Origin of the sequence: Leclercia sp. UBA7405 (assembly GCF_037152215.1) — a bacterium.
In the GTDB taxonomy this organism is placed as follows: Bacteria; Pseudomonadota; Gammaproteobacteria; order Enterobacterales; family Enterobacteriaceae; genus Enterobacter; species Enterobacter pneumoniae.
Genome location: NZ_JBBCMR010000001.1, coordinates 820,128 through 843,636, shown reverse-complemented (window position 1 = coordinate 843,636; position 23,509 = coordinate 820,128). Strand labels below are relative to the sequence as shown.

The 23,509-nt window shown below is 52.7% G+C and carries 24 protein-coding genes, 2 tRNA genes and 2 other RNA genes; 12 read left to right on the top strand and 16 right to left on the bottom strand.

What is annotated here, in order from left to right; all coding sequences use genetic code 11:
- The first annotated feature begins 80 nt into the window (after nucleotides 1-80).
- From WFN75_RS04030 to WFN75_RS04020, 3 genes are all read left to right on the top strand, one after another.
- Complete coding sequence (locus WFN75_RS04030; RefSeq protein ID WP_212478657.1) at nucleotides 81-1,007, top strand: Kdo(2)-lipid IV(A) acyltransferase; 927 nt, start codon at nucleotides 81-83, stop codon at nucleotides 1,005-1,007.
- A 126-nt stretch (nucleotides 1,008-1,133) separates the two neighbouring features.
- The gene (gene mdtG, locus WFN75_RS04025; protein WP_212478658.1) at nucleotides 1,134-2,384 is read left to right on the top strand and encodes a multidrug efflux MFS transporter MdtG; all 1,251 of its coding nucleotides are present in this window, start codon (nucleotides 1,134-1,136) and stop codon (nucleotides 2,382-2,384) included.
- Nucleotides 2,385-2,481: 97 nt separating this feature from the next.
- The gene (locus WFN75_RS04020; RefSeq protein WP_040076196.1) at nucleotides 2,482-2,856 is read left to right on the top strand and encodes a MysB family protein; all 375 of its coding nucleotides are present in this window, start codon (nucleotides 2,482-2,484) and stop codon (nucleotides 2,854-2,856) included.
- On the opposite strand, the gene WFN75_RS04015 is transcribed toward WFN75_RS04020, so the two are convergent.
- Genes WFN75_RS04015 through mdoG form a run of 3 tightly spaced genes read right to left on the bottom strand, consistent with a single transcriptional unit; the run spans nucleotide 2,857 to nucleotide 7,198 of the window.
- Complete coding sequence (locus WFN75_RS04015) at nucleotides 2,857-3,084, bottom strand: YceK/YidQ family lipoprotein (protein WP_040076197.1); 228 nt, start codon at nucleotides 3,082-3,084, stop codon at nucleotides 2,857-2,859.
- A gap of 57 nt (nucleotides 3,085-3,141) precedes the next feature.
- Nucleotides 3,142-5,670 carry a glucans biosynthesis glucosyltransferase MdoH gene (gene mdoH / locus WFN75_RS04010; protein WP_046885721.1) on the bottom strand — a complete coding sequence of 843 codons (2,529 nt, stop codon included), beginning with the start codon at nucleotides 5,668-5,670 and terminating at the stop codon, nucleotides 3,142-3,144.
- Nucleotides 5,663-7,198, bottom strand: a complete 1,536-nt coding sequence (gene mdoG / locus WFN75_RS04005; protein ID WP_207293457.1) for a glucan biosynthesis protein G — start codon at nucleotides 7,196-7,198, stop codon at nucleotides 5,663-5,665. The genes mdoH and mdoG overlap by 8 nt, the downstream gene beginning before the upstream one ends.
- A 273-nt stretch (nucleotides 7,199-7,471) precedes the next feature.
- Here mdoG and mdoC point away from each other — a divergent pair, with 273 nt between their 5' ends.
- Nucleotides 7,472-8,632: a glucans biosynthesis protein MdoC gene (gene mdoC / locus WFN75_RS04000; RefSeq protein ID WP_336995647.1), complete on the top strand. Its 1,161-nt coding sequence runs from the start codon at nucleotides 7,472-7,474 to the stop codon at nucleotides 8,630-8,632.
- A 34-nt stretch (nucleotides 8,633-8,666) separates the two neighbouring features.
- Here mdoC and WFN75_RS03995 read toward each other — a convergent pair whose 3' ends face one another.
- The 6 genes from WFN75_RS03995 to csgB form a co-directional block, all read right to left on the bottom strand.
- Nucleotides 8,667-10,151 carry a phospholipase D family protein gene (locus WFN75_RS03995; protein ID WP_212478670.1) on the bottom strand — a complete coding sequence of 495 codons (1,485 nt, stop codon included), beginning with the start codon at nucleotides 10,149-10,151 and terminating at the stop codon, nucleotides 8,667-8,669.
- Nucleotides 10,087-10,629 (bottom strand): O-acetyl-ADP-ribose deacetylase, encoded by a 543-nt coding sequence (gene ymdB, locus WFN75_RS03990; RefSeq protein ID WP_040076201.1) that lies wholly within the window; start codon nucleotides 10,627-10,629, stop codon nucleotides 10,087-10,089. The genes WFN75_RS03995 and ymdB overlap by 65 nt, the downstream gene beginning before the upstream one ends.
- Nucleotides 10,630-10,727: 98 nt before the next feature.
- Complete coding sequence (locus WFN75_RS03985; RefSeq protein ID WP_212478662.1) at nucleotides 10,728-11,045, bottom strand: type 1 fimbrial protein; 318 nt, start codon at nucleotides 11,043-11,045, stop codon at nucleotides 10,728-10,730.
- Between the two features lie 154 nt (nucleotides 11,046-11,199).
- A complete protein-coding gene (gene csgC / locus WFN75_RS03980; protein ID WP_336995646.1) occupies nucleotides 11,200-11,526 on the bottom strand; it encodes a curli assembly chaperone CsgC in 327 nt (108 codons plus the stop codon).
- Between the two features lie 61 nt (nucleotides 11,527-11,587).
- On the bottom strand, nucleotides 11,588-12,043 hold the full coding sequence (gene csgA / locus WFN75_RS03975) for a curli major subunit CsgA (protein WP_212478664.1): 456 nt from the start codon (nucleotides 12,041-12,043) through the stop codon (nucleotides 11,588-11,590).
- A 39-nt stretch (nucleotides 12,044-12,082) separates the two neighbouring features.
- On the bottom strand, nucleotides 12,083-12,535 hold the full coding sequence (gene csgB / locus WFN75_RS03970; RefSeq protein WP_046885728.1) for a curli minor subunit CsgB: 453 nt from the start codon (nucleotides 12,533-12,535) through the stop codon (nucleotides 12,083-12,085).
- Between the two features lie 744 nt (nucleotides 12,536-13,279).
- On the opposite strand from csgB, the gene csgD reads away from it, so the two are divergent.
- Genes csgD through csgG form a run of 4 tightly spaced genes read left to right on the top strand, consistent with a single transcriptional unit; the run spans nucleotide 13,280 to nucleotide 15,625 of the window.
- Nucleotides 13,280-13,930 (top strand): biofilm master transcriptional regulator CsgD, encoded by a 651-nt coding sequence (csgD, locus tag WFN75_RS03965; protein ID WP_212478665.1) that lies wholly within the window; start codon nucleotides 13,280-13,282, stop codon nucleotides 13,928-13,930.
- Between the two features lie 4 nt (nucleotides 13,931-13,934).
- Nucleotides 13,935-14,324: a curli production assembly/transport protein CsgE gene (csgE, locus tag WFN75_RS03960; protein ID WP_040076209.1), complete on the top strand. Its 390-nt coding sequence runs from the start codon at nucleotides 13,935-13,937 to the stop codon at nucleotides 14,322-14,324.
- 24 nt (nucleotides 14,325-14,348) lie between these two features.
- Nucleotides 14,349-14,765, top strand: coding sequence for a curli production assembly/transport protein CsgF (csgF, locus tag WFN75_RS03955; RefSeq protein WP_040076210.1), 417 nt, complete (start codon nucleotides 14,349-14,351; stop codon nucleotides 14,763-14,765).
- 26 nt (nucleotides 14,766-14,791) lie between these two features.
- Nucleotides 14,792-15,625, top strand: coding sequence for a curli production assembly/transport protein CsgG (csgG, locus tag WFN75_RS03950; RefSeq protein ID WP_040076211.1), 834 nt, complete (start codon nucleotides 14,792-14,794; stop codon nucleotides 15,623-15,625).
- A 46-nt stretch (nucleotides 15,626-15,671) separates the two neighbouring features.
- Here csgG and WFN75_RS03945 read toward each other — a convergent pair whose 3' ends face one another.
- The 4 genes from WFN75_RS03945 to ghrA form a co-directional block, all read right to left on the bottom strand.
- Complete coding sequence (locus WFN75_RS03945) at nucleotides 15,672-16,154, bottom strand: DUF1097 domain-containing protein (protein ID WP_207293454.1); 483 nt, start codon at nucleotides 16,152-16,154, stop codon at nucleotides 15,672-15,674.
- A 96-nt stretch (nucleotides 16,155-16,250) separates the two neighbouring features.
- Nucleotides 16,251-16,805 carry a TorD/DmsD family molecular chaperone gene (locus WFN75_RS03940; RefSeq protein WP_212478666.1) on the bottom strand — a complete coding sequence of 185 codons (555 nt, stop codon included), beginning with the start codon at nucleotides 16,803-16,805 and terminating at the stop codon, nucleotides 16,251-16,253.
- 20 nt (nucleotides 16,806-16,825) lie between these two features.
- Entirely contained in the window at nucleotides 16,826-17,563 is a 738-nt protein-coding gene (locus WFN75_RS03935) for a phosphatase (protein WP_233803868.1), read from the bottom strand.
- 83 nt (nucleotides 17,564-17,646) lie between these two features.
- Nucleotides 17,647-18,585 (bottom strand): glyoxylate/hydroxypyruvate reductase GhrA, encoded by a 939-nt coding sequence (ghrA, locus tag WFN75_RS03930; RefSeq protein WP_040076215.1) that lies wholly within the window; start codon nucleotides 18,583-18,585, stop codon nucleotides 17,647-17,649.
- 230 nt (nucleotides 18,586-18,815) lie between these two features.
- Between ghrA and WFN75_RS03925 the strand changes: the two genes are divergently transcribed.
- From WFN75_RS03925 to WFN75_RS03910, 4 genes are all read left to right on the top strand, one after another.
- A tRNA-Ser gene (locus tag WFN75_RS03925) sits at nucleotides 18,816-18,903 on the top strand.
- A 46-nt stretch (nucleotides 18,904-18,949) separates the two neighbouring features.
- A non-coding RNA gene (locus WFN75_RS03920) (RtT sRNA) lies at nucleotides 18,950-19,085 on the top strand.
- Between the two features lie 281 nt (nucleotides 19,086-19,366).
- Nucleotides 19,367-19,454 (top strand) — tRNA-Ser (locus tag WFN75_RS03915).
- A 46-nt stretch (nucleotides 19,455-19,500) separates the two neighbouring features.
- A non-coding RNA gene (locus tag WFN75_RS03910) (RtT sRNA) lies at nucleotides 19,501-19,636 on the top strand.
- 129 nt (nucleotides 19,637-19,765) lie between these two features.
- Here WFN75_RS03910 and phoH read toward each other — a convergent pair.
- The 3 genes from phoH to efeO form a co-directional block, all read right to left on the bottom strand.
- Nucleotides 19,766-20,554, bottom strand: coding sequence for a phosphate starvation-inducible protein PhoH (gene phoH / locus WFN75_RS03905; protein WP_040078532.1), 789 nt, complete (start codon nucleotides 20,552-20,554; stop codon nucleotides 19,766-19,768).
- Between the two features lie 497 nt (nucleotides 20,555-21,051).
- Nucleotides 21,052-22,335: an iron uptake transporter deferrochelatase/peroxidase subunit gene (gene efeB / locus WFN75_RS03900; RefSeq protein WP_336995645.1), complete on the bottom strand. Its 1,284-nt coding sequence runs from the start codon at nucleotides 22,333-22,335 to the stop codon at nucleotides 21,052-21,054.
- 5 nt (nucleotides 22,336-22,340) lie between these two features.
- On the bottom strand, nucleotides 22,341-23,468 hold the full coding sequence (efeO, locus tag WFN75_RS03895; RefSeq protein WP_212477606.1) for an iron uptake system protein EfeO: 1,128 nt from the start codon (nucleotides 23,466-23,468) through the stop codon (nucleotides 22,341-22,343).
- Between the last annotated feature and the right edge of the window lie 41 nt (nucleotides 23,469-23,509).

The following is a 23,509-nucleotide window of genomic DNA, read 5'->3' as shown; positions in this document are numbered from 1 at the left end:
TCGCTTTTTTTGCAGAAATTTGGGCAATAGATTGAAAAATGCGACAATGCTGCATAAGGACGTTTAAGAACAGGAAAAACATGACCCATTTACCTCAATTTTCCATGGCGCTACTCCATCCACGTTATTGGCCTACCTGGCTGGGGATCGGTTTATTATGGTTAGTGGTAAAGCTGCCCTACCCCATCATCTATCGCCTTGGCTGCGTGCTGGGGCACCTTGCCCTGCGCCTGATGAAACGCCGTGCCCGCATTGCCGATCGCAATCTGGAGCTCTGCTTTCCGCAAATGGACGCAAAGGCACGCCATGAGATGGTGGTTAAAAACTTTGAATCCGTCGGTATGGGGCTGATGGAAACAGGCATGGCCTGGTTCTGGTCTGATAAGCGGATGGCACGCTGGTATGACGTCACCGGTACCGGCATGGATCCGGTGCATCAACTTCAGGCCGATAAGACCGGCGTGCTGTTGATAGGGGTCCATTTCCTCACCCTCGAAATCGGTGCACGTATGTTTGGCATGCAGGCGCCCGGCATCGGCGTTTATCGCCCCAACGATAATCCGGTGATTGACTGGTTACAAACCTGGGGACGTATGCGTTCCAATAAGAGCATGATTGACCGTAAAGACCTGAAAGGGATGATTCGCGCCCTGAAATCAGGTGAGGTCATCTGGTACGCGCCAGATCATGACTATGGTCGTAACGCCAGCGTCTTTGTCCCTTTCTTTGCCGTAGAAGAGGCAGCGACGACCTCCGGTACCTGGATGCTGGCGCGCATGTCCAAAGCGGCGATTGTTCCCTTCGTACCGCGGCGAAAACCTGATGGTAAAGGTTATGAACTGATGATGCTGGAGCCCGAGCTGGCTCCCCCGCTTGACGATGCCGAGACCACCGCCCGCTGGATGAATGAGGTTGTGGAGAAGTGCATCATGCTGGCACCTGAACAGTATATGTGGCTACATCGTCGCTTTAAAACCCGGCCGGAGGGCGTTCCCTCCCGCTATTAATCTCCCCGGGGCGGCCAGCAGGCCGCCTCTCTTTTAGCGATAAAAGCCCTCCTCCATTGCAGCAATCATCACGCAGGCGCATAATTAGCAGGCTTATTACCTCTCATAATATTATTGCGGATTGCTATGTCGCCCTCAGATGCCCCTATAAACTGGAAACGTAATCTCGCGGTTGCGTGGTTCGGTTGTTTTTTAACCGGCGCAGCCTTCAGTCTGGTCATGCCTTTTCTGCCGCTGTATGTCGAACAGCTCGGGGTGACCGGCCATAGCGCGCTGAATATGTGGTCGGGGCTGGTGTTTAGCATTACTTTTCTCTTTTCGGCCATTGCCTCCCCCTTCTGGGGCGGACTTGCTGACCGGAAAGGGCGCAAAGTCATGCTGCTGCGCTCAGCGCTGGGCATGTCCATTATCATGGTGCTGATGGGGCTGGCACAAAATGTCTGGCAGTTGCTGATTTTGCGCGCCTTGCTGGGTTTGCTGGGCGGGTTTGTGCCCAATGCTAACGCGCTTATTGCTACGCAGATACCGCGACATAAAAGCGGCTGGGCGCTGGGTACGCTCTCTACCGGGGCGGTAAGCGGCGCACTCCTCGGCCCGCTGGCGGGCGGTTTTATGGCCGATATTTATGGTCTGCGGCCGGTCTTTTTCATCACCGCGGCAGTGTTGTTCATCTGTTTTATTGTCACCTTGCTGTGCATTCGGGAAAACTTTACCCCGGTGGCGAAAAAAGAGATGCTCCATGCGCGTCAGGTGATAGGCGCCCTGAAAAATCCGAAACTGGTGTTAAGTCTCTTTGTCACGACCTTAATCATTCAGGTTGCGACCGGCTCTATAGCGCCCATCCTTACGCTCTATGTGCGCGATTTAGCGGGCAACGTGAGCAATATCGCCTTTATTAGCGGGATGATTGCCTCGGTACCCGGCGTGGCGGCGCTGATCAGTGCGCCGCGACTGGGTAAACTCGGCGATCGCATTGGCCCAGAGAAAATCCTGATCGCAGCCCTGATCATTTCGGTGCTGCTGCTGATTCCTATGTCGATGGTGCAGTCCCCCTGGCAACTGGGCGTATTACGTTTCCTGTTAGGAGCTGCTGACGGGGCGCTATTGCCCGCCGTACAGACCCTGCTGGTCTACAACTCCACCAACCAGATTGCCGGGCGGATATTCAGTTATAACCAGTCTTTTCGCGATATTGGTAATGTCACCGGGCCGCTGGTGGGGGCCGGTGTCTCTGCGAGCTTCGGCTTCAGGGCCGTCTTTATTGTGACGGCCTGCGTCGTGCTCTTCAACGCCATCTATTCCTGGCTCAGCATGGCGAGAGCTACGCGCAAATCGCCGCGAAATTCCCCTTCTTCCTCCCCGGCAGTGCGTCATTAAGAAAAATGGCTGACGGCTTTCTGCGCATTCATACTTGCAATTTCAGTGGATAAGCTATCCTTTCCCTGAATGCTATGTCGAAAACAGGGAGACACTTATGACTATGTACGCCACGCTGGAAGAAGCTATTGACGCTGCACGCGAGGAGTATCTCGCCAATAATCCAGGCATTGAGGAAGAGAATGCGAATATTGAGCAACTCAATATTCAAAAATATGTTCTGCAGGATGGGGACATTATGTGGCAGGTCGAGTTTTTTGCCGACGATGGCCAGGAGGGGGAATGCCTGCCGGTATTAAGTGGCGAAGCAGCGCAGGCTGTTTTCGACGGCGATTTCGATGAAATTGAACTGCGCCAGGAGTGGCTGGAGGAGAATACCCTCCATGAGTGGGATGAAGGTGAGTTCCAGCTCGAACCGCCGCTGGATACCGAAGAGGGGCAGACCGCGGCAGACGAGTGGGACGAGCGTTAACTATTCGTACGGCCCGTGATGGGCATCAATGGGCAGGAGCAGCGTATCAAATATCAGCGAGAACGGCAGGTCCAGCACCGTCAGGTAGCGCCATGCGGAATCGCGTACATCCCACTGCACACCGGGATAATATTGATTACCATGCCCCTGTCCAGGGATGGTGCGACTAATGATGCTTCCGCATCCAGTTAGCATCAGGGACATCATGATGACGATGATGACTTTCATGGTTACCTCATAGAAAAAAATACCGGCCCACAGGCCGGTATTTTTTTTACCTCAGGCTTATTTCGCCTTCAGCGCCAACGGATTAAGCTTCAGCGTCTCGTAATGGCTAACCCACGACGAGTATCTCTCCGGGGCTGACCAGACGCGATAGTGCAGACGCGACATGGTCACCGGATCGCTCAACAGCACCAGACGACGGTCACGGTTCAGTTTTTCAGGCGTTTCATTCAGCGCCTGTTCCACATGACGATCGCGGGCGATCTCCAGCACCTGGCTTGCCCGGTGACGGGCCGTTGCCATCGCCGTAGAGAGCGCGTTAAAGGATGGGTTAAATACGGCGTGCATAAACCCATCTTCCAGCGAACGGCTACGGTTCAGCTCAAGGAATCTGTCAGTGTCAACCAGCACCTGCGGCGGCGAATACTCTTCCGGAATGAGGAACAGTTTCCAGCGCTTGGTACGCAGACCGACCGTTGAACGGCTGGATATCACCGACACAAACGGCGACAGAATCAGCGAGAAGACAATCGGCGCCAGCCAGAAGAGGAAACGCAGATCCAGCCATGCCATACCCACTGCCCAAACCAGACCCAGCAGCAATTGCGAGCCATGACGCATAAAGGCTTCGCTCCACGGCGTGGAGTCGTCGTCACGCTGCGGTGAGTTCCAGACTACTTCCCAGCCGAGGAAGGCGCTAACCACGAACACGGTGTGGAACAGCATACGTACCGGCGCCAGCAGTACCGAGAACAGCACTTCCAGCAGCAGCGAGAGCGTGACGCGGAAAAAGCCGCCATACTCCTTCGAGCCTTTACACCAGATGAGCACAATACTCAGCAGCTTCGGCAGGAACAGCAGCACCATGGTTGACGCAAAGAGCGCAATCGCCAGTTCAGGGCGCCACTGCGGCCACACCGGGAAAAGCTGGCGCGGTTGCAGGAAGTATTGCGGCTCGGTGAGCGCATGCACCACCTGGAGCGCCGTGGACAGCGCAAGGAACATAAACCACAGCGGCGCAGAGAGGTAAGACATTACCCCGGTGAGGAACACCGCACGGTGAACCGGGTGCATCCCTTTAACCAGGAACAGACGGAAGTTCATCAGGTTCCCGTGACACCAGCGGCGGTCGCGTTTCAGTTCATCCAGCAGGTTTGGCGGAAGCTCTTCATAAGAGCCTGGCAGATCGTAAGCGATCCACACCCCCCACCCGGCACGACGCATCAGGGCGGCTTCAACGAAGTCATGGGAGAGGATAGAACCGGCAAAAGACCCTTCGCCTGGCAGCGGCGCCAGGGCGCAATGCTCGATAAAGGGTTGAACACGGATGATGGCGTTATGGCCCCAGTAGTGGGATTCACCCAACTGCCAGAAGTGCAGGCCCGCGGTAAACAGCGGCCCGTAAACACGGGTGGCAAACTGCTGGCAACGCGCATACAGCGTATCCATACCCGACGCTTTCGGCGAAGACTGGATAATGCCAGCGTTCGGATTCGCCTCCATCAGGCGCACCAGACCGGTCAGACAGTCGCCCGTCATGACGGAGTCGGCGTCCAGCACCACCATATAGCTGTACTGGTTACCCCAGCGACGGCAGAAGTCATCGATGTTACCGCTTTTACGCTTCACACGACGGCGGCGGCGACGATAGAAGATCTGCCCTTCGCCCTGCACTTCCGCAATCAGTTCCATCCACGCTTTCTGCTCAGCAACGCAGATATCGGGGTTGTAGCTGTCGCTCAGAATATAAACGTCGAAGTGCGCCGCGTTACCGGTGGCTTTCACCGACTCCCAGGTAGCGCGCAGTCCGGCGAAGACGCGATCCACGTCTTCGTTACAAATCGGCATGATCAGCGCAGTACGGTGCTCGGGATTCAGGGGTTCATCCCCCACCGTAGAGTGCGAAATGCTGTATTTGTCACGGCCTATCAGCAGCTGCAGGAAGCCCATCAGCGCGGTCCAGAAACCGGCCGAGACCCAACAGAAGAGTACGGCGAACAGCAGCAGGATGCCGCTTTGCAGAATGTACGGCAGGATCTGCATAAAGGAGACGAGCAGATCCTGATCGAGCATGTCTGCCGGGTTGATCAGTGCCCACCCCTGGTAAGGCAGAATGGTTTTCATGTACCAGGTAGCGACAACGGTTTGCGCCACGGTCAGCAACAGCAAAATATAGCGACGGATGCTGCCCACGGTACGCCATTTTTGCTCGCTCGCCTGCTGCTCTTTTGTGAGACGAGAAAGATAACGCGGCGTAACGTCGCGCCCGCGCAGACGATCCCAGAAGCGGCCTACCGGGTTCGTGCGCCACGGATCCGGGAACATGGAAGAACGCGTCGCCTTCGGCATTGCCTCAAGCTGGGTACGCCCTTCGTCATCCTTTATCAGTTGCCCTTCAGCCAGCGAATCGGGCCAGGCCTGCTCAAGGCGAGCCTTGACCGAGCCCAGCGGCGTATCGTCGTCACGGGTATATGGGTGACGTTCTGCATCCAGCGCGGTGTGTACCGCGCGGATATCGTCCTTCGGCAATGCCGCTTTCTCTATGTCAGAGAGCGGCATGGCGTCGATATACTCAGTTGTCTTATTCATTGGCAGGTAGCTGATAGCTCCAGGTTTCACTCAGCGGCTGGTCGGCGTTCACCAGAGCGGCACGCATTTCAGTCGGCTGTTTCGCATCTTTCACTTTCACGCGCAAGGTTAAACGCCATCCCTTAGTGACCGGGTTATAGCGCACACTGTTTTCAACGATTTCACCGTTGTCTCCAATGCTGGCCTGAGCGGTTACAGGGGTATCTGGCGCAAGCGTCTTCATGTTCTGACCGGCAAAATCCACCACAAATGCGATGGTGCCATCGGGCTGACGAATCAGGTTCGACTGCTTCACATCACCGGTAGAGCGACGTGTTTGCATGACATACGCGTTATCCGGAGCATGAAGTTTGTCTTCATCGCGGCTCAGCGTGATGGTGTACTTGAAGTTCATCTCTTTACCGGCTTCCGGCAGCTGATCCGGCGTCCAGTACGCAACGATATTATCGTTGGTTTCATCGTTGGTTGGGATCTCTACCAGTTCAACCTTGCCTTTACCCCATTCGCCCTTCGGCGTAATCCAGGCGCTTGGGCGCAGGTCATAGCGGTCATCAAGATCTTCAAAACGAGAGAACTGGCGGCCACGCTGCAGCAGGCCGAAGCCTTGCGGGTTTTCCATCGCGAAGCTGCTAACAGCCAGATGTTTCGGGTTATTCAGTGGACGCCAGATCCACTCGCCATTACCGGCATGAATCGACAGTCCATTGGAATCATGCAGCTCAGGACGGAAGTTGGTCGCCGGAGAGGGCTGGTTCGGCCCAAACAGGAACATACTGGTCAATGGCGCAACGCCCAGCTTGCCCACTTTATCGCGCAGGTAAACTTTGGATTGAACGTCAACCACCGTATCGCGGCCTGGAATGATCACAAAACGGTACGCGCCGGTCGCGCGAGGGGAATCCAGCAGTGCATAAACCGTCAGACGCTTGTCGGTAGGTTTTGGACGCTCGACCCAAAACTCACGAAAACGCGGGAACTCTTCGCCAGAGGGCAGCGCCGTATCAATGGCCAGACCGCGCGCAGAGATACCGTACACCTGGCCGGCACCGATCACGCGGAAATAACTTGCGCCAAGCATGCTGACGATTTCGTCATTTTTATCTTTGCTGTTAATAGGGTAAAGCACCTTGAAGCCAGCAAAGCCCAAATCTTTTACCGTGTCTTTATCGTGCTGTACGTTGCCAAAATTAAAATAATCCGGGCTGTACTTGATTTTACGCACTGCCGTGGCGGTCACTTCATTAATGGTGACTGGCGTGTCGAAATACATCCCCTGGTGATAAAACTCAAGCTTGAACGGGGTCTTAGTGTTGTTCCAGTAAGCTTTGTCGCGGTTAAACTGGATCTGCTGATAGTCCGCATATTTCATGTCGCGGAAAACGGAGGGCAGGTTACTTTTTGGCGCTTCATAGCTCTTGCCCGCCATCGATTTTGCCTGTTTTGCGACGTCGTCGATGGTAAAGGACCAGGCCGATGAGGTATATAGAGACAACAGTACAGCTGCCCCCAACCAACGCATTTTCATCATTTGTGGTTTATGTTTCATAATAAGTAAGCACTTCCCCCTTTGTGTGCTTATATCGATCCGATCCATTTTAATGGAAAATCAGGCATTCCGACAACATAATCACCGCTTTGTTCAGCGCGCTGGCTCATGGATTAAGCAAGTGAAAGTAACCCATTTTCACTTTGCGTGCTTATCCTGGAGACAGTGTGTCGGACTTCGTGTAGGGTTGGCCTCGAATGTAACCACTATGACCCTTAGGGATAAGACGAAAAGTCTGAGAATGCACAACGTTATATGAGCACAGCACCTGCACAACGTGAATATTTCCTCGACTCCATTCGGGCATGGCTCATGCTGTTGGGGATCCCCTTTCATATCTCATTAATCTATTCAAGCCACGTCTGGCACGTGAATAGCGCCGAGCCCTCCTGGTGGCTAACGCTGTTTAACGACTTTATTCACTCTTTCCGGATGCAGGTTTTCTTTGTTATCTCCGGCTACTTCTCTTACATGCTGTTTTTGCGCTATCCGCTGAAACGCTGGTGGAAAGTGCGTGTTGAGCGCGTCGGGATACCGATGCTGACCGCCATTCCGCTCCTCACGCTACCTCAATTCATCATGCTTCAGTATGTGAAGGGAAAAGCGGATGGCTGGCATAACCTCTCCGGGTATGAAAAATACAACACCCTCGCCTGGGAGCTGATTTCACATCTCTGGTTCCTGTTGGTACTGGTGGTATTAACGACCATTAGTCTGTGGATCTTTAGCCGCGTGCGGCATCACCTTGCTACCCGTAGCGAAGGTCTGTTTGAACGAATTACGCTGGGTAAACTGTCGATTGTCTTCCTGCTATTGGGCATCGCTTACGCGGCGGTTCGTCGCACGCTGTTTATCCTCTACCCCCCTATTCTTAGCGACGGCATGTTCAACTTTGTGGTCATGCAGACGCTCTACTATCTGCCTTTCTACCTCCTGGGCGCGCTGGCCTTTATCTATCCTCAGCTGAAGGCGCTTTTTACCACCCCTTCCCGCGGATGTACGCTGGGTGCGGCGCTGGCATTTATGGCTTATCTGTTGAATCAGAAATATGGCAGCGGCGATGCCTGGATGTATGAAACTGAAAGCGTGATCACCAAGCTACTTGGGCTGTGGATGGTAAATGTGGTCTTTGCGCTGGGCCACCGCCTGCTGAATTTTAAATCGTCACGGGTGACCTATTTCGTTAATGCCTCGCTCTTCATCTACCTGGTGCACCACCCACTGACGCTCTTCTTTGGTGCATACATTACGCCGCATATCGGTTCGAACCTGTTAGGATTTATTACCGGACTGGTGTTTGTCGTCGGCCTGGCGATTGTGCTGTACGAAATTCATCTGCGCATTCCCCTGCTGCGTTTCCTCTTCTCGGGTAAACCGCAGAACAAGGCTGAAAGCGTCAAACACGCCGCAAACTAATCACGGTGCGCCGGATTATGGTCCGGCGCAGCTTTTACAGTAGCCACTCCACCGGCAGCCAGTAAGTGAGGCGGACCAGCACGCGCTGCCAGAAGCGGGTTTTGGGCTCCTTTTTGTGCACAATCTCTTCGCCCTCTTTGTACTCAATCCAGTTCAGACGCCCGAATTTGTCCAGCCGTAGTTGCCAGGCCTCATGACGCTGGCTACGCGAAAAGCGCTTATGAATCAACTGTGCCAGGGTTTTGCTCTCAATTACAAAGCCCATCTCGGTATTGAGCATCGTGGAGCGGGGATCAAAATTGAGCGAACCAATGAAGACCTTCTCCCCGTCAATGCTAAAGGTTTTCGCATGCAGGCTGGAACCGGAATTCCCGGTTATCCCCCGATCATGCAGTACCGGCGGCCCTTCCTGGGTCGGTTTTAATTCATATAACTCTATACCGTGTCGCAGCAATTTCTTACGCCAGCGGGCATAACCTGCATGAACTACCGCCACATCATTGGCCGCTAAAGAATTGGTGAGAATGGCAATCTTCACCCCTTTCCGTACCATTTGCAGCAGCAGCGCCACGCCCGAACGGGTGGGAACAAAATAAGAAGAGATAATATCGATCTGCTGTTCCGGCGAGCCCATTACATCCAGCAAACGCTGCGGCAATAGAGAGTGTCGCTTTGCCCTACCCTGCCCTTTACCGGGATCGTCACTGAGTAGTCGCGTTTTGGCCCAAATCAGCGGTAGGTCACGGGCTTCGAGGCGAGTGATAAATTCACTCGACGCGAGCTTGTCGAGATAGCGGCGGGTAATATCCCCCTGATACCAGGTTTCCGGCGGGGTGAGTTTTTCCGCGATCTCCGTCTCGGAAAGTTCTAACACTTGTCGCAAAGTCGAAACCGATGCACAGCGCCAGTAACGCTCAAAATCGTCTGCCACGTCCTTCACCACGGGCCCAACGGCCATGACGTCCAGGTCAGAAAAGAGCGGCTCTTCACCGGCGCCAAAATAGGCGTCACCCACGTTGCGTCCGCCAATGATGGTCGCTTCGCCATCAACCGTGAACGATTTATTGTGCATGCGCCGATTGAGCCTGGCAAAATCGGTCAGATAACCCAGCGCACGCAGGCTACGAAAAGAGAATGGGTTAAAAAGGCGAACAGAGATATTGGGATGCGCATCCAGAAGAGAGAGGATCTCATCCAGGCCCTGGGTGTTATTGTCATCCAGCAAGAGGCGAACCCGCACCCCGCGCGAGGCTGCGGCTAAGAGTACGGAAAACAACAGCCGCCCGGACATGTCGTCTTCCCAGATGTAATACTGCACATCAAGCGAGCGCTCTGCCATCTCGGCCAGCCGGTAACGACAGGCAAAAGCGTCGAGGCTGTCATCCAGCGGGAGTAGACCACACAGGCCGGGATGTGCAGAGCTTACCGGCGCAATGGCGCGGCCTAGCCGCGTATTATGCGTCGGTTTCTTGTCCTCCCTGGGTAAGGAGTCGCTGATATAGCCGGGTATTTTCTTCATCATAACAGACAAAGTATACCCGCTCCGGCAGAGGCTTGCGGGTGAGATAGTCTGAAACCGTAGCGACGGCGATTTCTGCAGCGGCCACGCGCGGAAAACCGTAAACGCCAGTACTGATGGCCGGGAATGCCAGGCTTTGATAGCCATTGGCTGCGGCCAGTTTCAGGCTGTTCAGATAGGCCTCTTCAAGGGTACGGGCTTCATGGTGATCGCCACCATGCCAGACAGGGCCGACGGTATGGATCACCGCTTTAGCAGGAAGATTGCCTGCGAGGGTTATGACCGCCTGACCCGGGGCGCACTCGCCCTGCTGCTGACGCACCTTTTTACAGGCCTCTAGTAATTCCGGACCTGCCGCCCGGTGGATGGCCCCATCCACGCCGCCGCCGCCCATCAGGGAAGGATTGGCCGCATTCACTATGACATCCACCTGCAGTGTGGTGATATCGCCCTGGATAACTTCAATTCGCGCCTGCATAAGTACCTCTGCTTGCGGTTTTCTTTTAATTGTATCGCAGAGGCCACGTAGATAAAGGGAAGATTTTGCCCTCTTCCCTGTTTTAATCGAGGCCGGGCCTAGCGGTAATTGACCTCAAGAATGGCCAGTTTTCGCTCTGGAGTCAGGTATTTCATGCTTAAATCTGCGACCCCAACATTCACGGTCGCCCCGTCACTGACTGCCTGATAGCTAACGTTGCGACTGTGCTTTTCACCGGCCTGATAGCAGGTAAATTGTACCGCTTGCTGTTGCGGCGAGATGACGCAGGGATCTTCCACAACGCGGCCAACGATTTTGATAACCGCTGCGTTTTCCAGCGTGGCAGAGAGAGCAGGCGCAAGGAAAAGGAGGGTGACAGAGAGACCAGAGAGATATTTGATGGCTGACGTAACCATTAGTGAGACCCTTAATGATATCGTCCTTGATGATGAAACCACCTGCCCAAAATGGACCTGTGGGCGGGTATCGACGACACCCATTACGTCAGCATAGACAGGGGCTCAAACTAATTCCAGAACTATAATATATTGATTTACTGAATGTTTTAAATCAGGATTTCGACGGCGGCCACTGCTGGGACAGGTGAAGCGAATTACCGTCAAATACTGTCACAACCATATTGATGGCATCATCAGGCCCGGCGTTTACGCTGATGCGGCTCAAGTCGACAGTCCTGTTCGCCGGTAGCGTCAGTGTATTACGCTGCTGAGAGGTACTTTGTCCCCCCTGTCCTTTGCGTAACGTGACGATCTGTACCTGGCAAAGACAGGATTCCGTTAGCGTGACCTGCGGAATAATGGTCAGCATGCCGTTCTCCTGAGAGGTTTGAAACGTTATCTGACTGGAGAGCGCAGCAAGAAGAAGCAGCGTATTCATAAATTACCCCCGAAAAAAAACAGGGCAATGGCCCTGTTTTTTTGTAGCACAGATTTGGCGATTAATACTGATGTGCAGTCGCGTTGTTGGCGAAACCAACCTGCTGAACAACGACGTTCGAGCCTGATGCAGTCTGGTCAACTGCCGCGGCGTTGCGACCGCCACTCTGAGAGACGTTGATATCCGCGTTTTTAGCGTTCCACTGGTCGATGGTAGCGTTGTTACCAAAGCCGTGCTGGGTCAGCAGAATATCGCTGTCGTCAGCACCCTGGCCAACGTCTGCGCCGTTGCCAAAACCGTTCTGACGAATAGTCAGATCTGAATTTCTTGCATCCGTTTGCAGAGCAAGTGCTGCGTTACTGCCGCCACTCTGATAAATGCTCAAATTTGAATTTGGGCCGCTATTATTACCGCCCCAGCCGCCATTACCACCGTGGCCATATTGAGGAACAGAACCTGCCATAGCACTGCCAGAAACTACGATCGCTGCAATAACTGCCACTTTTAAAAGTTTCATGGTAAACCCCCATCGGATTGATTTAAGTGCCGCGCGTGGTTAGCGTTGGATAACGCGAATATCCATTTGCGACTGTCTCTGTACTACAACTGCTGTTTTCTGTGTACCGTACTGCGCAATGCTCGCTCTATTACCAGAACCTTTCTGGATAATCATCGCGGTATTACCGTATGCAGCTTGTTTAATGCTTGCATCATTCGAATTACCGGACTGATCAATATATGCAAGATTGTAACTGCCTGATTGATCTATCCTTGCACGATTATTTCCGCCTTCCTGTGAGACGACAGATAATAATTTCGAGCCGTCCTGCCGAACAGCAGCGTTATTATTAACGCCCTGCTGACCTATAATGGCTGACTGGTTATATGAAGCTTTACTTAATTCATTAACCGCGAAATTATATTCAGAAACCGCTAAATCTGATGTTGCCGCGAAAACTACCCCAGGCGCACCCAGCAATGTTAACATCAATAACATCTTGCTCTTCATGTTGTCACCCTGGACCTGGACTTACGTGAATAACATTGTGTTAACAACAGTGAAAATTTGTTAACGCCGCGTTACGAAGAACAGTATGTCGGGGTAAACAATTTAAATATCTCACCCGCCAGTTGTATTTTTATTCTTGTGGTCACCCCAAAGTATTAATTAATACTCATCAAGGTAGCGATAAGTCTGGTTATCGTTATGTCAGACGGGTCATTCTCCACTTTTAACAATAAAGCGTTGCAGACAGCGAACCGGGCATTACGGCTTCGTTATAGGTGATAAAACAGGATATATTTTTAAGAGCGTGACACAAGGCGTCATTTCTTAAGACGTTTACAGATTGTAACCTGAGTCGTAGTTTCCGGGCAGAACTCATACCTGATGCGCAAGCCTGTATAAATTAAATTTACATTTAAATTCATCTTGTTATAAATATTTGTATGATTTTTAAAATGTGTGCACCAATATCACTATGTACAACTTTACTATCAAATATAAGCATTTTAAACCCCCTACTTTTACAAATTAATATTGATTTTTACATCCTGTTACATGTTTAACACTTGCTTTAAAAATCGTAATAGCTAGATTGAAATCAGAAGTTCAGTAGTATTTTTTATTTTACCTCCTTCTGGAGGATATGATTTTCTTCTACACACAGCAGTGCAACATCTGTCAGTACTTCTGGTGCCCTCTTAATATAAGAGGGCAGCTGCCGGATGTCCCGAAAAAAGGGGTTTCATCATGTTTAATGAAGTCCATAGTATTCATGGTCATGCTTTATTGTTGATCACCAAACCTTCGTTACAAGCCACAGCTTTACTACAGCATTTGAAACATACTCTGTCACTGAACGGGAAATTGCATAATATTCAACGTTCTTTTGACGACATTACGACTGGCAGTATTATTCTTTTCGATATGATGGAAGTCGACAAAAAGCTTATCCATTACTGGCAGGATATTTTAAGCAGGAAAAACAATAATATCCGTGTACTTTTATTGAATACTCCTGACGAGTATCCCTTCAGAGATATCGAAAGCTGGCCCCATATCAACGGCGTTTTTTATGTCAGTGAAGACGAGACGCGCGTTATCGATGGGCTGCAAAGCATATTGCGCGGCGAATGCTACTTTTCGCAAAAGCTTGCTAGCTATCTCATCACCCACTCCGGAAATTATCGCTACAACAGTTCGGAATCCGCTTTGCTTACGCATCGCGAAAAAGAGATTTTGAATAAACTTCGCATCGGAGCTTCAAATATTGAAATCGCCCGTTCGTTATTTATCAGCGAAAATACGGTTAAGACTCACCTATATAATCTTTTCAAGAAGATAGCTGTTAAAAACCGAACTCAGGCTGTTTCATGGGCAAACGATAACCTCAGGCGTTAACGCTATGAAACGCACCATGAGTTGGATTGCCGCAGCAGGGTTTTTACTTGCTGCCGGGGAGCTGCACGCGGTTGAAGTGGAGATCCCCGGATTATTGACCGATCACACAGTTTCGTCTGTCGGACACAGCTTTTATCGTGCATTTAGCGACAAATGGGAAAGTGATTACCCCGGCAACTTAACCATCAATGAGCGGCCCAGCGCACGTTGGGGAAGCTGGATAACCATAACGGTCAATCAGGACGTGATATTTCAGACTTTCTTATTCCCAGGCAAACAAGGTCTCGATGACAACGTGAATGTTGCCCTGGCGCAAACCGAAGAGGCGCTTAATCGTTTGCAAATAGATAAAGCTCTATTGAGCACAGGCGATTTAGCACAAGACGAATTTTAAAAGCATTATTATCCGGAGGCTGTCATGCGTATAAAACATGCAGTGATTGTATTAATGTTTATTTCACCCATTACCTGGGCCGGGAATATGACTTTCCAGTTCCGCAACCCTAATTTTGGTGGAAACCCCAATAATGGCGCATTCCTTTTAAACAGTGCCCAGGCACAGAACTCCTATAAAGATCCCAGTTTTGATGATGACTTTGGCATCGAAACGCCCTCTGCGCTGGATAACTTTACCCAGGCTATTCAGTCGCAAATACTGGGTGGACTGTTAACCAATATTAATACCGGTAAGCCTGGCCGCATGGTGACCAGCGATTACATCGTTGATATTGCTAATAAAGATGGGCAGTTGCAGTTAAACGTAACCGACCGGAAAACGGGGAAAACCTCCACTATCCAGGTTTCGGGTTTACAAACTAACTCAACCGACTTTTAGACAACGTCGTAATAAGGACAATAATCATGCAGCGCTTACTGTTACTTGTTGCAGTGTGCTTATTGAGCGGTTGTTTAACTGCTCCACCTAAAGAAGCCGCAAAACCGACATTAATGCCTCGGGCCCAAAGTTATCGTGATTTAACGCATCTGCCGATGCCGACCGGGAAAGTTTTCGTCTCGGTCTATAACATCCAGGATGAGACCGGACAATTCAAACCTTACCCGGCGAGTAACTTCTCTACTGCAGTACCGCAAAGCGCCACGGCAATGCTGGTGACGGCGTTAAAAGATTCTCGCTGGTTTGTGCCGCTGGAACGTCAGGGACTGCAAAACCTGCTGAACGAACGTAAGATTATTCGTGCCGCACAGGAGAACGGAACCGTTGCCATCAATAACCGTGTTCCGCTCGAGTCGTTAACTGCAGCAAACGTCATGGTGGAAGGTTCGATTATTGGTTACGAAAGTAACGTGAAATCTGGCGGCGTGGGGGCCCGGTATTTTGGTATCGGCGGCGATACCCAGTACCAGCTGGATCAGATAGCGGTTAACCTTCGTGTTATTAACGTTAGCACGGGTGAGATCTTATCTTCGGTCACCACCAGCAAAACGATCCTCTCTTATGAGGTTCAGGCAGGGGTCTTCCGCTTTATTGATTACCAGCGCCTGCTTGAGGGTGAAATTGGCTACACCTCGAATGAACCGGTCATGCTCTGCCTGATGTCTGCTATCGAGACAGGGGTTATTTTCCTGATTAACGACGGTATCGATCGTGGCTTATGGGATCTGCAGAATAAAAATGATGTGAAAAACGATATCCTGGTTAAATACCGTCAGATGTCGGTACCGCCGGAATCCTGATTGCTAATGGCGCATCAAAAAAGGCGAGACAGATGTCTCGCCTTTTTTATTCATTTAGCGCCGCTACGCGTTGCGATCGTTCTCGCCTGGCGGCAATCCACAGCCCGCTATTTTTCATGGCATACCCAAATACCAACCCCAGCAGCAGAGACGGCACCACCAGCGCCCAGTCTCCCTGCCCTGCAAAGGTAGCGCACGCGCCGATAAAGGTACCCGGTACGAACGAAAGCAGCAGATGTTTTGCCTGTATGCACATCAGAAACGCCACTATACCGGTCATAACGTAGCCTGCCAGCTCCATATGCGGTGCCAGCGCGCTGCCGTGAATGATAATCAACGCCCACGCAACACCGCTCATCAGGGTGCAGCCGGAGATAAAGAGCCCCTTAAGTCCGCCCTGTGGGCAGGCGAAATAGGCCGTGCATCCCAGGAAACCGGCCCAGCTCAGTAGCCCTAATGAGACGGCTACCCACCCCCAGATACCGGAGAGGATGCCTGTCGTGATTGCGATAGAAAGGAGTATGTTCATGGCGCGCATCTTAGCAGATGCGCGCCGGTGAAATGCGATCAGAAGCACATAATATGTAAAATGAGATTCACCGTTACATTATTTATGTGACGGACATCACTCTTCGTTCTCTTCCTGAAGTTCATCCCACATGGCTGCGATAGCGTCACGGGTTAAGGGAGCCATGGTCCGCCAGAATGGAGAGGCCGCATGGGCTTCAACTTTCCCCAGGAAGGTGTCACACCACGGCAGAATGTAATCCGCAAAGAGCGTTTCAAGCGCCTCGTTTTCGTCGTCCCCGGCATGATCTTCAATCCACGATGCTGCCAGCAGCAAGGTACCGATGTGATCCGCCGGCGTATCAGACAGGGGCATACCGCGCTCTGAAAGAAAAGCCCTTACCTCGGCCTCTGTTGCCCCCTCTTCCCAGGCGGAACGATAAGGTGACACGCGGCACTCCTCCCCAACAAACAGAGCGTTGTAATCTGCGGCAATTTGCTGCATATCGCAGCTATTCTGCAGACGCTGTAACTGCTCATCCTGCTCCAGCGGCCAGCTCTGCGCCAGTTTGCCTTCACGAATCAGGGTGAAGAGCGGCACCAGCAGCGGATCCTGAGGCTGACGGTAGTACAAAGAGCCCAGCACGCGGCAGAGGATGGAAAACTCATTCATTTATTTAGTCCATTACACAGTTAAAATTCAGCAAATTCAGGGATAGGTTCCATCCCCCGCGACGCCAGGAAGTCGAGCATGCGTCGAGGCGTCACGTTCAGAATCTGATCTTCCGGGAAGTCGACCTCGTCGAGGATTTTACGGCACTCGCTAAAATCACCCAGCGTGAACGCGGTGTGGGAGTCGGAACCCAGCGCCACCATCCCTCCGGCGTCTCGTACCGCCGCCGCGACAGCCCGGCAGTTCGCCTCACTGCCCTTGCGCGAGTGAACGAATGACGAGTTGTTGATCTCCAGCGCCACGCGGTGTTCGGCCGCGGCCTGCGCCACTGCCTTAATGTCGATTGGATATTTAGGATTGCCCGGATGGCTGATGATATGCACATTGCCGCTGGCAATGGTGGCAATCATCGCCTCGGTATTTGTGGCCTGATCCTGAGGGGCAAATACCGGTTCATGGAACCCGGCCAGAATCAGATCCAGAGAGGTGAGCATCGGGCCGGTACAGTCAATCTCACCCTGGGTGTTTTTGATATTCGCCTCAATGCCGCGCAGGATCCCGACGCCGTCTACCACGCGTGGCCAGATACGCATATTCACAAAGTGCCAATAGTGCGGAGCATCTGCCATATCAGGGCCGTGATCGGTAATCGCAAAGAGTTTGATGTTCTTAAGCTTTGCTTGTGCGATGTAGTCATGAAGGTTGCTGTAGGCGTGGGTGCTGGCGACAGTGTGCATGTGCAGGTCAACGGGATACATCATTCTCTCCTCTCATCTTTCCCAAAGGATAGCAGTTATCGTCTGCGAATATTAGCAAAAACCCGGCAAACGCCGGGTTTGACTCAGTAACCGCGCTGGCGGTCTACCTGTCCGCTGACGGGTTTTCCCGCTTCCAGCTGTGTGATAGTGCGGGCAATATAATCAACGGCTTCTGCCGGACGCGTGACGGCGGCAATATGCGGCGTCATGGCAACGCGCGGATGCGCCCAGAGCGGGCTTTCAGGCGGCAGCGGCTCTTTACTGTAGACATCCAGCATGGCCCCTTTCAGTTTTCCGCTCTCGAGGGCAGCCAGCAGGTCAGGTTCAACCACGTGCACGCCGCGAGCCAGGTTGATGAGATAACTTTGATCGGGCAGTTGTCTGAGCAGCGCCCCATTGATAATGCCCGCCGTCTCTGCCGTATTGGGCAGCAGGTTTATGAGCACGCGGGTCTCTTTGAGGAAATCTGGCAGCTCTTCCACACCGGCATAGCTGGTTACGCCTGGTAGCTCTTTACGACTGCGACTCCAGCAGCGCAGCGGGAATCCCCAGGGTGCCAGCGCTTCGGCAACTTTCGAGCCCAGCACGCCCGCCCCCAGGATCCCAATGGTAAAGTCTTCACGCTGATAATCCGCTAACGGTTCCCAGTGCGCCTGTAACTTGAAGGCCTGATAATCATCGAATCGGCGGAACCAGTGCAATACCTGGCTCACGGCGTACTCCTGCATCTGCTCGCCCATCCCGGTATCTTCCAGGCGGAACAGGGGGATATGTTCAGGCAACATCTCTGGATGGGCTTTTAGCTTGCTGAGAATCGAATCAACGCCGGCGCCGAGTGCAAACACTGCTTTCAGATCGCGTCCCTGGAGCATTTCGACGGGTGGATGCCAGACCAGGGCGTAATCCGCATGATCTTTATCTCCCCGCTTCCACTCGCGAACCCGCGCGCCCGGCAATGCTGCTGACAGGGCATTAAGCCAATAAGCGGTATCAAACGTAGGGTGATAAAAGATGATATCCATAATTTCTCCTGCTTTTCTGCGCTGTTTTATTTTCATTTTCAACTGGATTGCCAGCATAACAAATAAATGCGGCTGCTGCGTTGCTGATAAAAGAGGCGCTTTCAGAACAATTAGGAATCATATTGCTTGAAGTTTGTATGAACGCGCTAAATTACTGAAAAAGTGAGTTGACGACCGTTCGGGTTTTCCTTACATTAGCGCCCGTCCCAGCAACAACGGGATGACAATATGGTGAGGTGTCCGAGTGGCTGAAGGAGCACGCCTGGAAAGTGTGTATACGGCAACGTATCGGGGGTTCGAATCCCCCCCTCACCGCCATATTTAAGAAAGAGCTCGTACGAAAGTACGGGCTTTTTTTTTCGCATATTGCACGCCTGCGGGGGGGATGAGAACCCCCGACCGGGGTTCGACAACTGGCGCAGCCAGTTGGACAGATGACGAGCCTGCGAGGAATCTGCCCGTAGGGCGAGCGCAGCGAGTCAATCCCCCCCTCACCGCCATATTTTGAGAAAGAGCTCGTACGAAAGTACGGGCTTTTTTTTCGCATATTGCACGCCTGCGGGGGGGGATGAGAACCCCCGACCGGGGTTCGACAACTGGCTCCATCCAACTATGCCCCATTCACAGTGTCAACAGCCCGCTCCCAAGCGATAATAACGATGGAGCTGATTATTGCTTAACCGAACAAACCATTAATTATAAAATCTGCTTGACCGTTTTAGCCCATCTCCCTATAGTAGCGCCCCGTTGCCCCCCACGTGGTCAGGCAGCAAAACAATATGGTGAGGTGTCCGAGTGGCTGAAGGAGCACGCCTGGAAAGTGTGTATACGGCAACGTATCGGGGGTTCGAATCCCCCCCTCACCGCCATATTTGAGAAAGAGCTCGTACGAAAGTACGGGCTTTTTTTTTCGCATATTGCACGCCTGCGGGGGGGATGAGAAACCCCGACCGGGGTTCGACAACTGGCGCAGCCAGTTGGACAGATGACGAGCCTGCGAGGAATCTGCCCGAAGGGCGAGCGCAGCGAGTCAATCCCCCCCTCACCGCCATATTTGAGAAAGAGCTCGTACGAAAGTACGGGCTTTTTTTTCGTATCTTGCACCCCTGCGGGGGTTCTCATTCCCCCCCTCCCAAAAAAACAAAGCCCGGTTTCCCGGGCCTTGAACAGAACAGCGAACTCAGTAATACGCATTCAACGTTCGCTGACACAAAGCCGATCGTACGCAATCGTCTTTTGTGAAGCGGACAATACCCACCATCTCATCTTCCTCAAAACGTGCCAGCGCATCGCTTAATCCCGACGGAACGCCCGCCGGCAAATCGCACTGCGTAATATCACCGTTAACGATGACCGTCACGTTCTCCCCGAGGCGCGTTAAAAACATCTTCATTTGCGCAGCGGTCACGTTCTGAGCCTCGTCGAGAATCACAACCGCATTTTCAAATGTACGTCCGCGCATATAGGCGAACGGCGCGATTTCTACCTTGCCAATTTCTGGTCGTAGGCAGTACTGCATAAAGGAAGCGCCCAACCGTTTAACGAGGACGTCGTAAACCGGCCGGAAGTAAGGCGCAAACTTCTCCGAGATATCGCCTGGCAGGAAGCCCAGGTCTTCATCGGCCTGCAGCACAGGACGAGTAACAATAATCTTATCTACGTCCTTATGGATCAGAGCCTCCGCCGCTTTGGCGGCGCTTATCCAGGTTTTACCGCATCCGGCTTCGCCAGTTGCAAAGATAAGCGATTTTCTCTCAATAGCATTCAGGTACTGCGCCTGAGCGTCATTGCGTGCCACAACAGGAGTAAGATCACGGCTGTCCCTTGCCATGCCAATTGCTTCAACGCCACTCATCTGCACAAGCGAGGTGACCGATTCTTCTTCACGCTGTTTATGGCTGCGTGAATCTCGTCTCAGCACACGTTTTGCTTCACGACGAGCTTTGATCACTGCTTTTTGTCTTCCCATGGATAGCACCTTGAGTTGTTGGTATTCATCACACACGCCGTTGCCGGCGCGATTATGCGCACAAACATCTGAGGTTTGGCTTCCTTTTAAGCCATAGCTTGCCTGGTTGTTGGACATTGCCGAACGGCTACGCGCACCGTTCGGCACGTGGGAAAAATCATGATTTACGTTGGTGGGGGCGTTTTTTGTGGTGAAGAAATCGCTGTCGGAGTCTAAGCCTCCGCGTCGGGTGCTGCGGTTATTGCGTTTACCTTGTCCAGTACAGGACCCTACCATTCGCGATCTCCATAGTGAAAGACATCACTGCCGGGATTTACCGCTTTCCTAGAATAAGTACATCAGGATTTAAAACAAATGCAACATTTATTTTACCTGAATGCAACTTTCAGAGTCGCCCTGCAGCAGACCACAGTGTCATTCAGAATTATTACAAAATTATAACATCAGGAAGATCATAGTAAAAAAAGCTCTCCCGCACCACGATGCGGGAGAGTTATTCAGGCTTCGAGTAAACCCTGAGCGAGGTAGTGATTTTTATCCAGGGCGCCCGGTAACGCGAAGAAATAGCCGCCGCCAACAGGCTTCACATACTCTTCCAGCGCTTCGCCATTTAGCCGCTTTTGTACGGTTAAAAAGCCTTTATTCAGGTCGTGCTGGTAACAGACAAACAGCAGCCCCATGTCCAGTTGCCCCGAGTTGGTCACGCCCAGCGAATAGCTGTATCCCCTGCGCATCATCAGGCTGGAGGCGGTCTCTTTGGTGCGAGGATTGGCGAGACGAATATGGCTATCGAGGGCGATAGTCTCCCCGTCGGGATCGTGGACGTAGTCCGGCACATCGTGCTCGTTTTTCATTCCCAGCGGCGCCCCGCTCTGTTTATCGCGACCAAAGATGGTCTGCTGCTCTTTCAGCGGCGTACGATCCCAGAACTCCACATGGAACTGAATGATACGCACCGCCTGATAGCTGCCGCCTACGGCCCAGGCCGGTTCGCCCTGATCCGCTGTGACCCATACCACCTCGTTCATCAGCACATTGTCGCTACTGTCGGGGTTGGCAGTCCCGTCTTTAAAACCGAGCAGGTTAACCGGCGTCTCTTTGCCTTTACTGCGCGCCGCGTGATCGGAGATAAACCCTTCCCGCTTCCAGCGCACGCTCAGCAGGTCCGGAGTATGTTTGATCACATCGCGCAACGCGTGGATCACCGTGTCCTGGGTGTTGGCGCAAATTTGCAGCAGGACATCACCATGACAGAGGGCGGCATCCAGCGAATCGTTCGGGAAGCGCGCCATTTTTTGCAGCGCCTTAGGCTTCAGCTTTTGCAAACCAAAGCGTGCATCAAACAGCGATTCGCCCAGCGAGACGGTAATGGTCAGATTATCCGGGGCAATATAGGCCCCCAGAATACCGGAATCCATGGGCGGCAGGCGTGTATTCTGGGTATCGGGGGCCTGGCCGCCCGTCGTCAGGTAGTCGATACGGGCCGTTAACAGCCGGAACAGACGCTCCAGATCGGCTTTATCGCTGGCCAGAACATCAAAAGCCACCAGCATCATCGATGCCTGCTGCGGCGTAAGAATACCCGCCTGATGTTTACCGAAGAACGGCTGCGTCTCCATGCGTGCATCCGGGGAGAGCGTCCCCGGCGCGCTTTGCGGTTTTGCCGCATGCGCTACCGGGCAACCCCCTGCCAGAGCGAGCGCGCCGCCAAGCGCGCCGACCCCTTTTAACAACCGACGCCGCGAAGGCTGGGCAACGTCGTACTCATCGTGCTTGTTCATGATGCTTAATCCAGACCCAGCACGCCGCGCAGTTGAGCCAGATCTTCCGCCAGAGTAGTAATCGGTCCTTTCAGGGCATTACGATCCGCCTCGGTCAGCTTTTCATAGGTCTCGTAGCCGCCTTTGGTGCGGTATTTCGCCAGAATGGTGTTCACTTTTTTGAAGTTGGCATCCACTTTCGTCAGGAGCGCGCTGTTCTCTTTTTGCAGTTGAGGACGCAGCAGGTCGACAATCTTCTGCGCGCCTTCCACGTTCGCCTGGAAGTCCCAGAGGTCGGTATGGCTGTAACGATCTTCTTCACCGCTGATTTTGCTGGCCGCAACTTCTTCAATCAGACCTGCCGCGCCGCCCACGACTTTAGATGGCGGGAATGCCAGCTCGCTGATGCGTTTTTGCAGCTCCAGCACATCGCTATTGAGTTGATCGGCATAGTGCTCCATCCCTTTAGTGCTGTTATCGCCAAACAGCGCCTTTTCCAGACGGTGGAAGCCGGTGAATTTCGGATCGGCCGCTTTTTGCTCGTAATCATCTTCACGGGCGTCGATGCTGCCGTCGAGGTCGGAGAAGAGCTCAGCGATAGGTTCAATACGTTCGTAATGCTGACGGGTCGGCGCATACAGCGATTTGGCCTTTTCGATATCGCCCGCTTTCACCGCATCGGTGAAGGCTTTGGTCCTGGCGACCAGGTCGGCGGTCTCTTTCGTCACATAAGCTTTGTAGGCGGTGATGGCGTCGCCCAGGCTTAGTAAGGCCTCCCCTTTCGCCGCCTCGGCAGTGGCACCGCCTTTAACAATCAGCTTGCCTTTCGGGTTGGTCAGCAGGCCACAGGTCATCTCATATTCACCCGGCTCCAGGTTGGCCGTCATTTTCTGGCTAAAGCCCGGGGCAATGTTCTCACGCTCTTCCACAACCATCACCCCTTTCAGGATCTCCCACTCCAGCGCTTTCTGGCTATGGTTCTGAATGAGGAACTGGGTCTTGCCGCTATTGACCGTGAGGGTCATCGGCTCACACTGCTTATCATTGACGGTGACTTTCACCTGTGGAATATCGGCAGCCTGCACATAAAACGCAGAGGACAACAGCGCGGCAATACCTGCCTGTAACGCGGTACGACGAAATTGAATAGCCATGACCCTTCCCGTTAATAAGTATGTTGTAACTAAACAAAGCA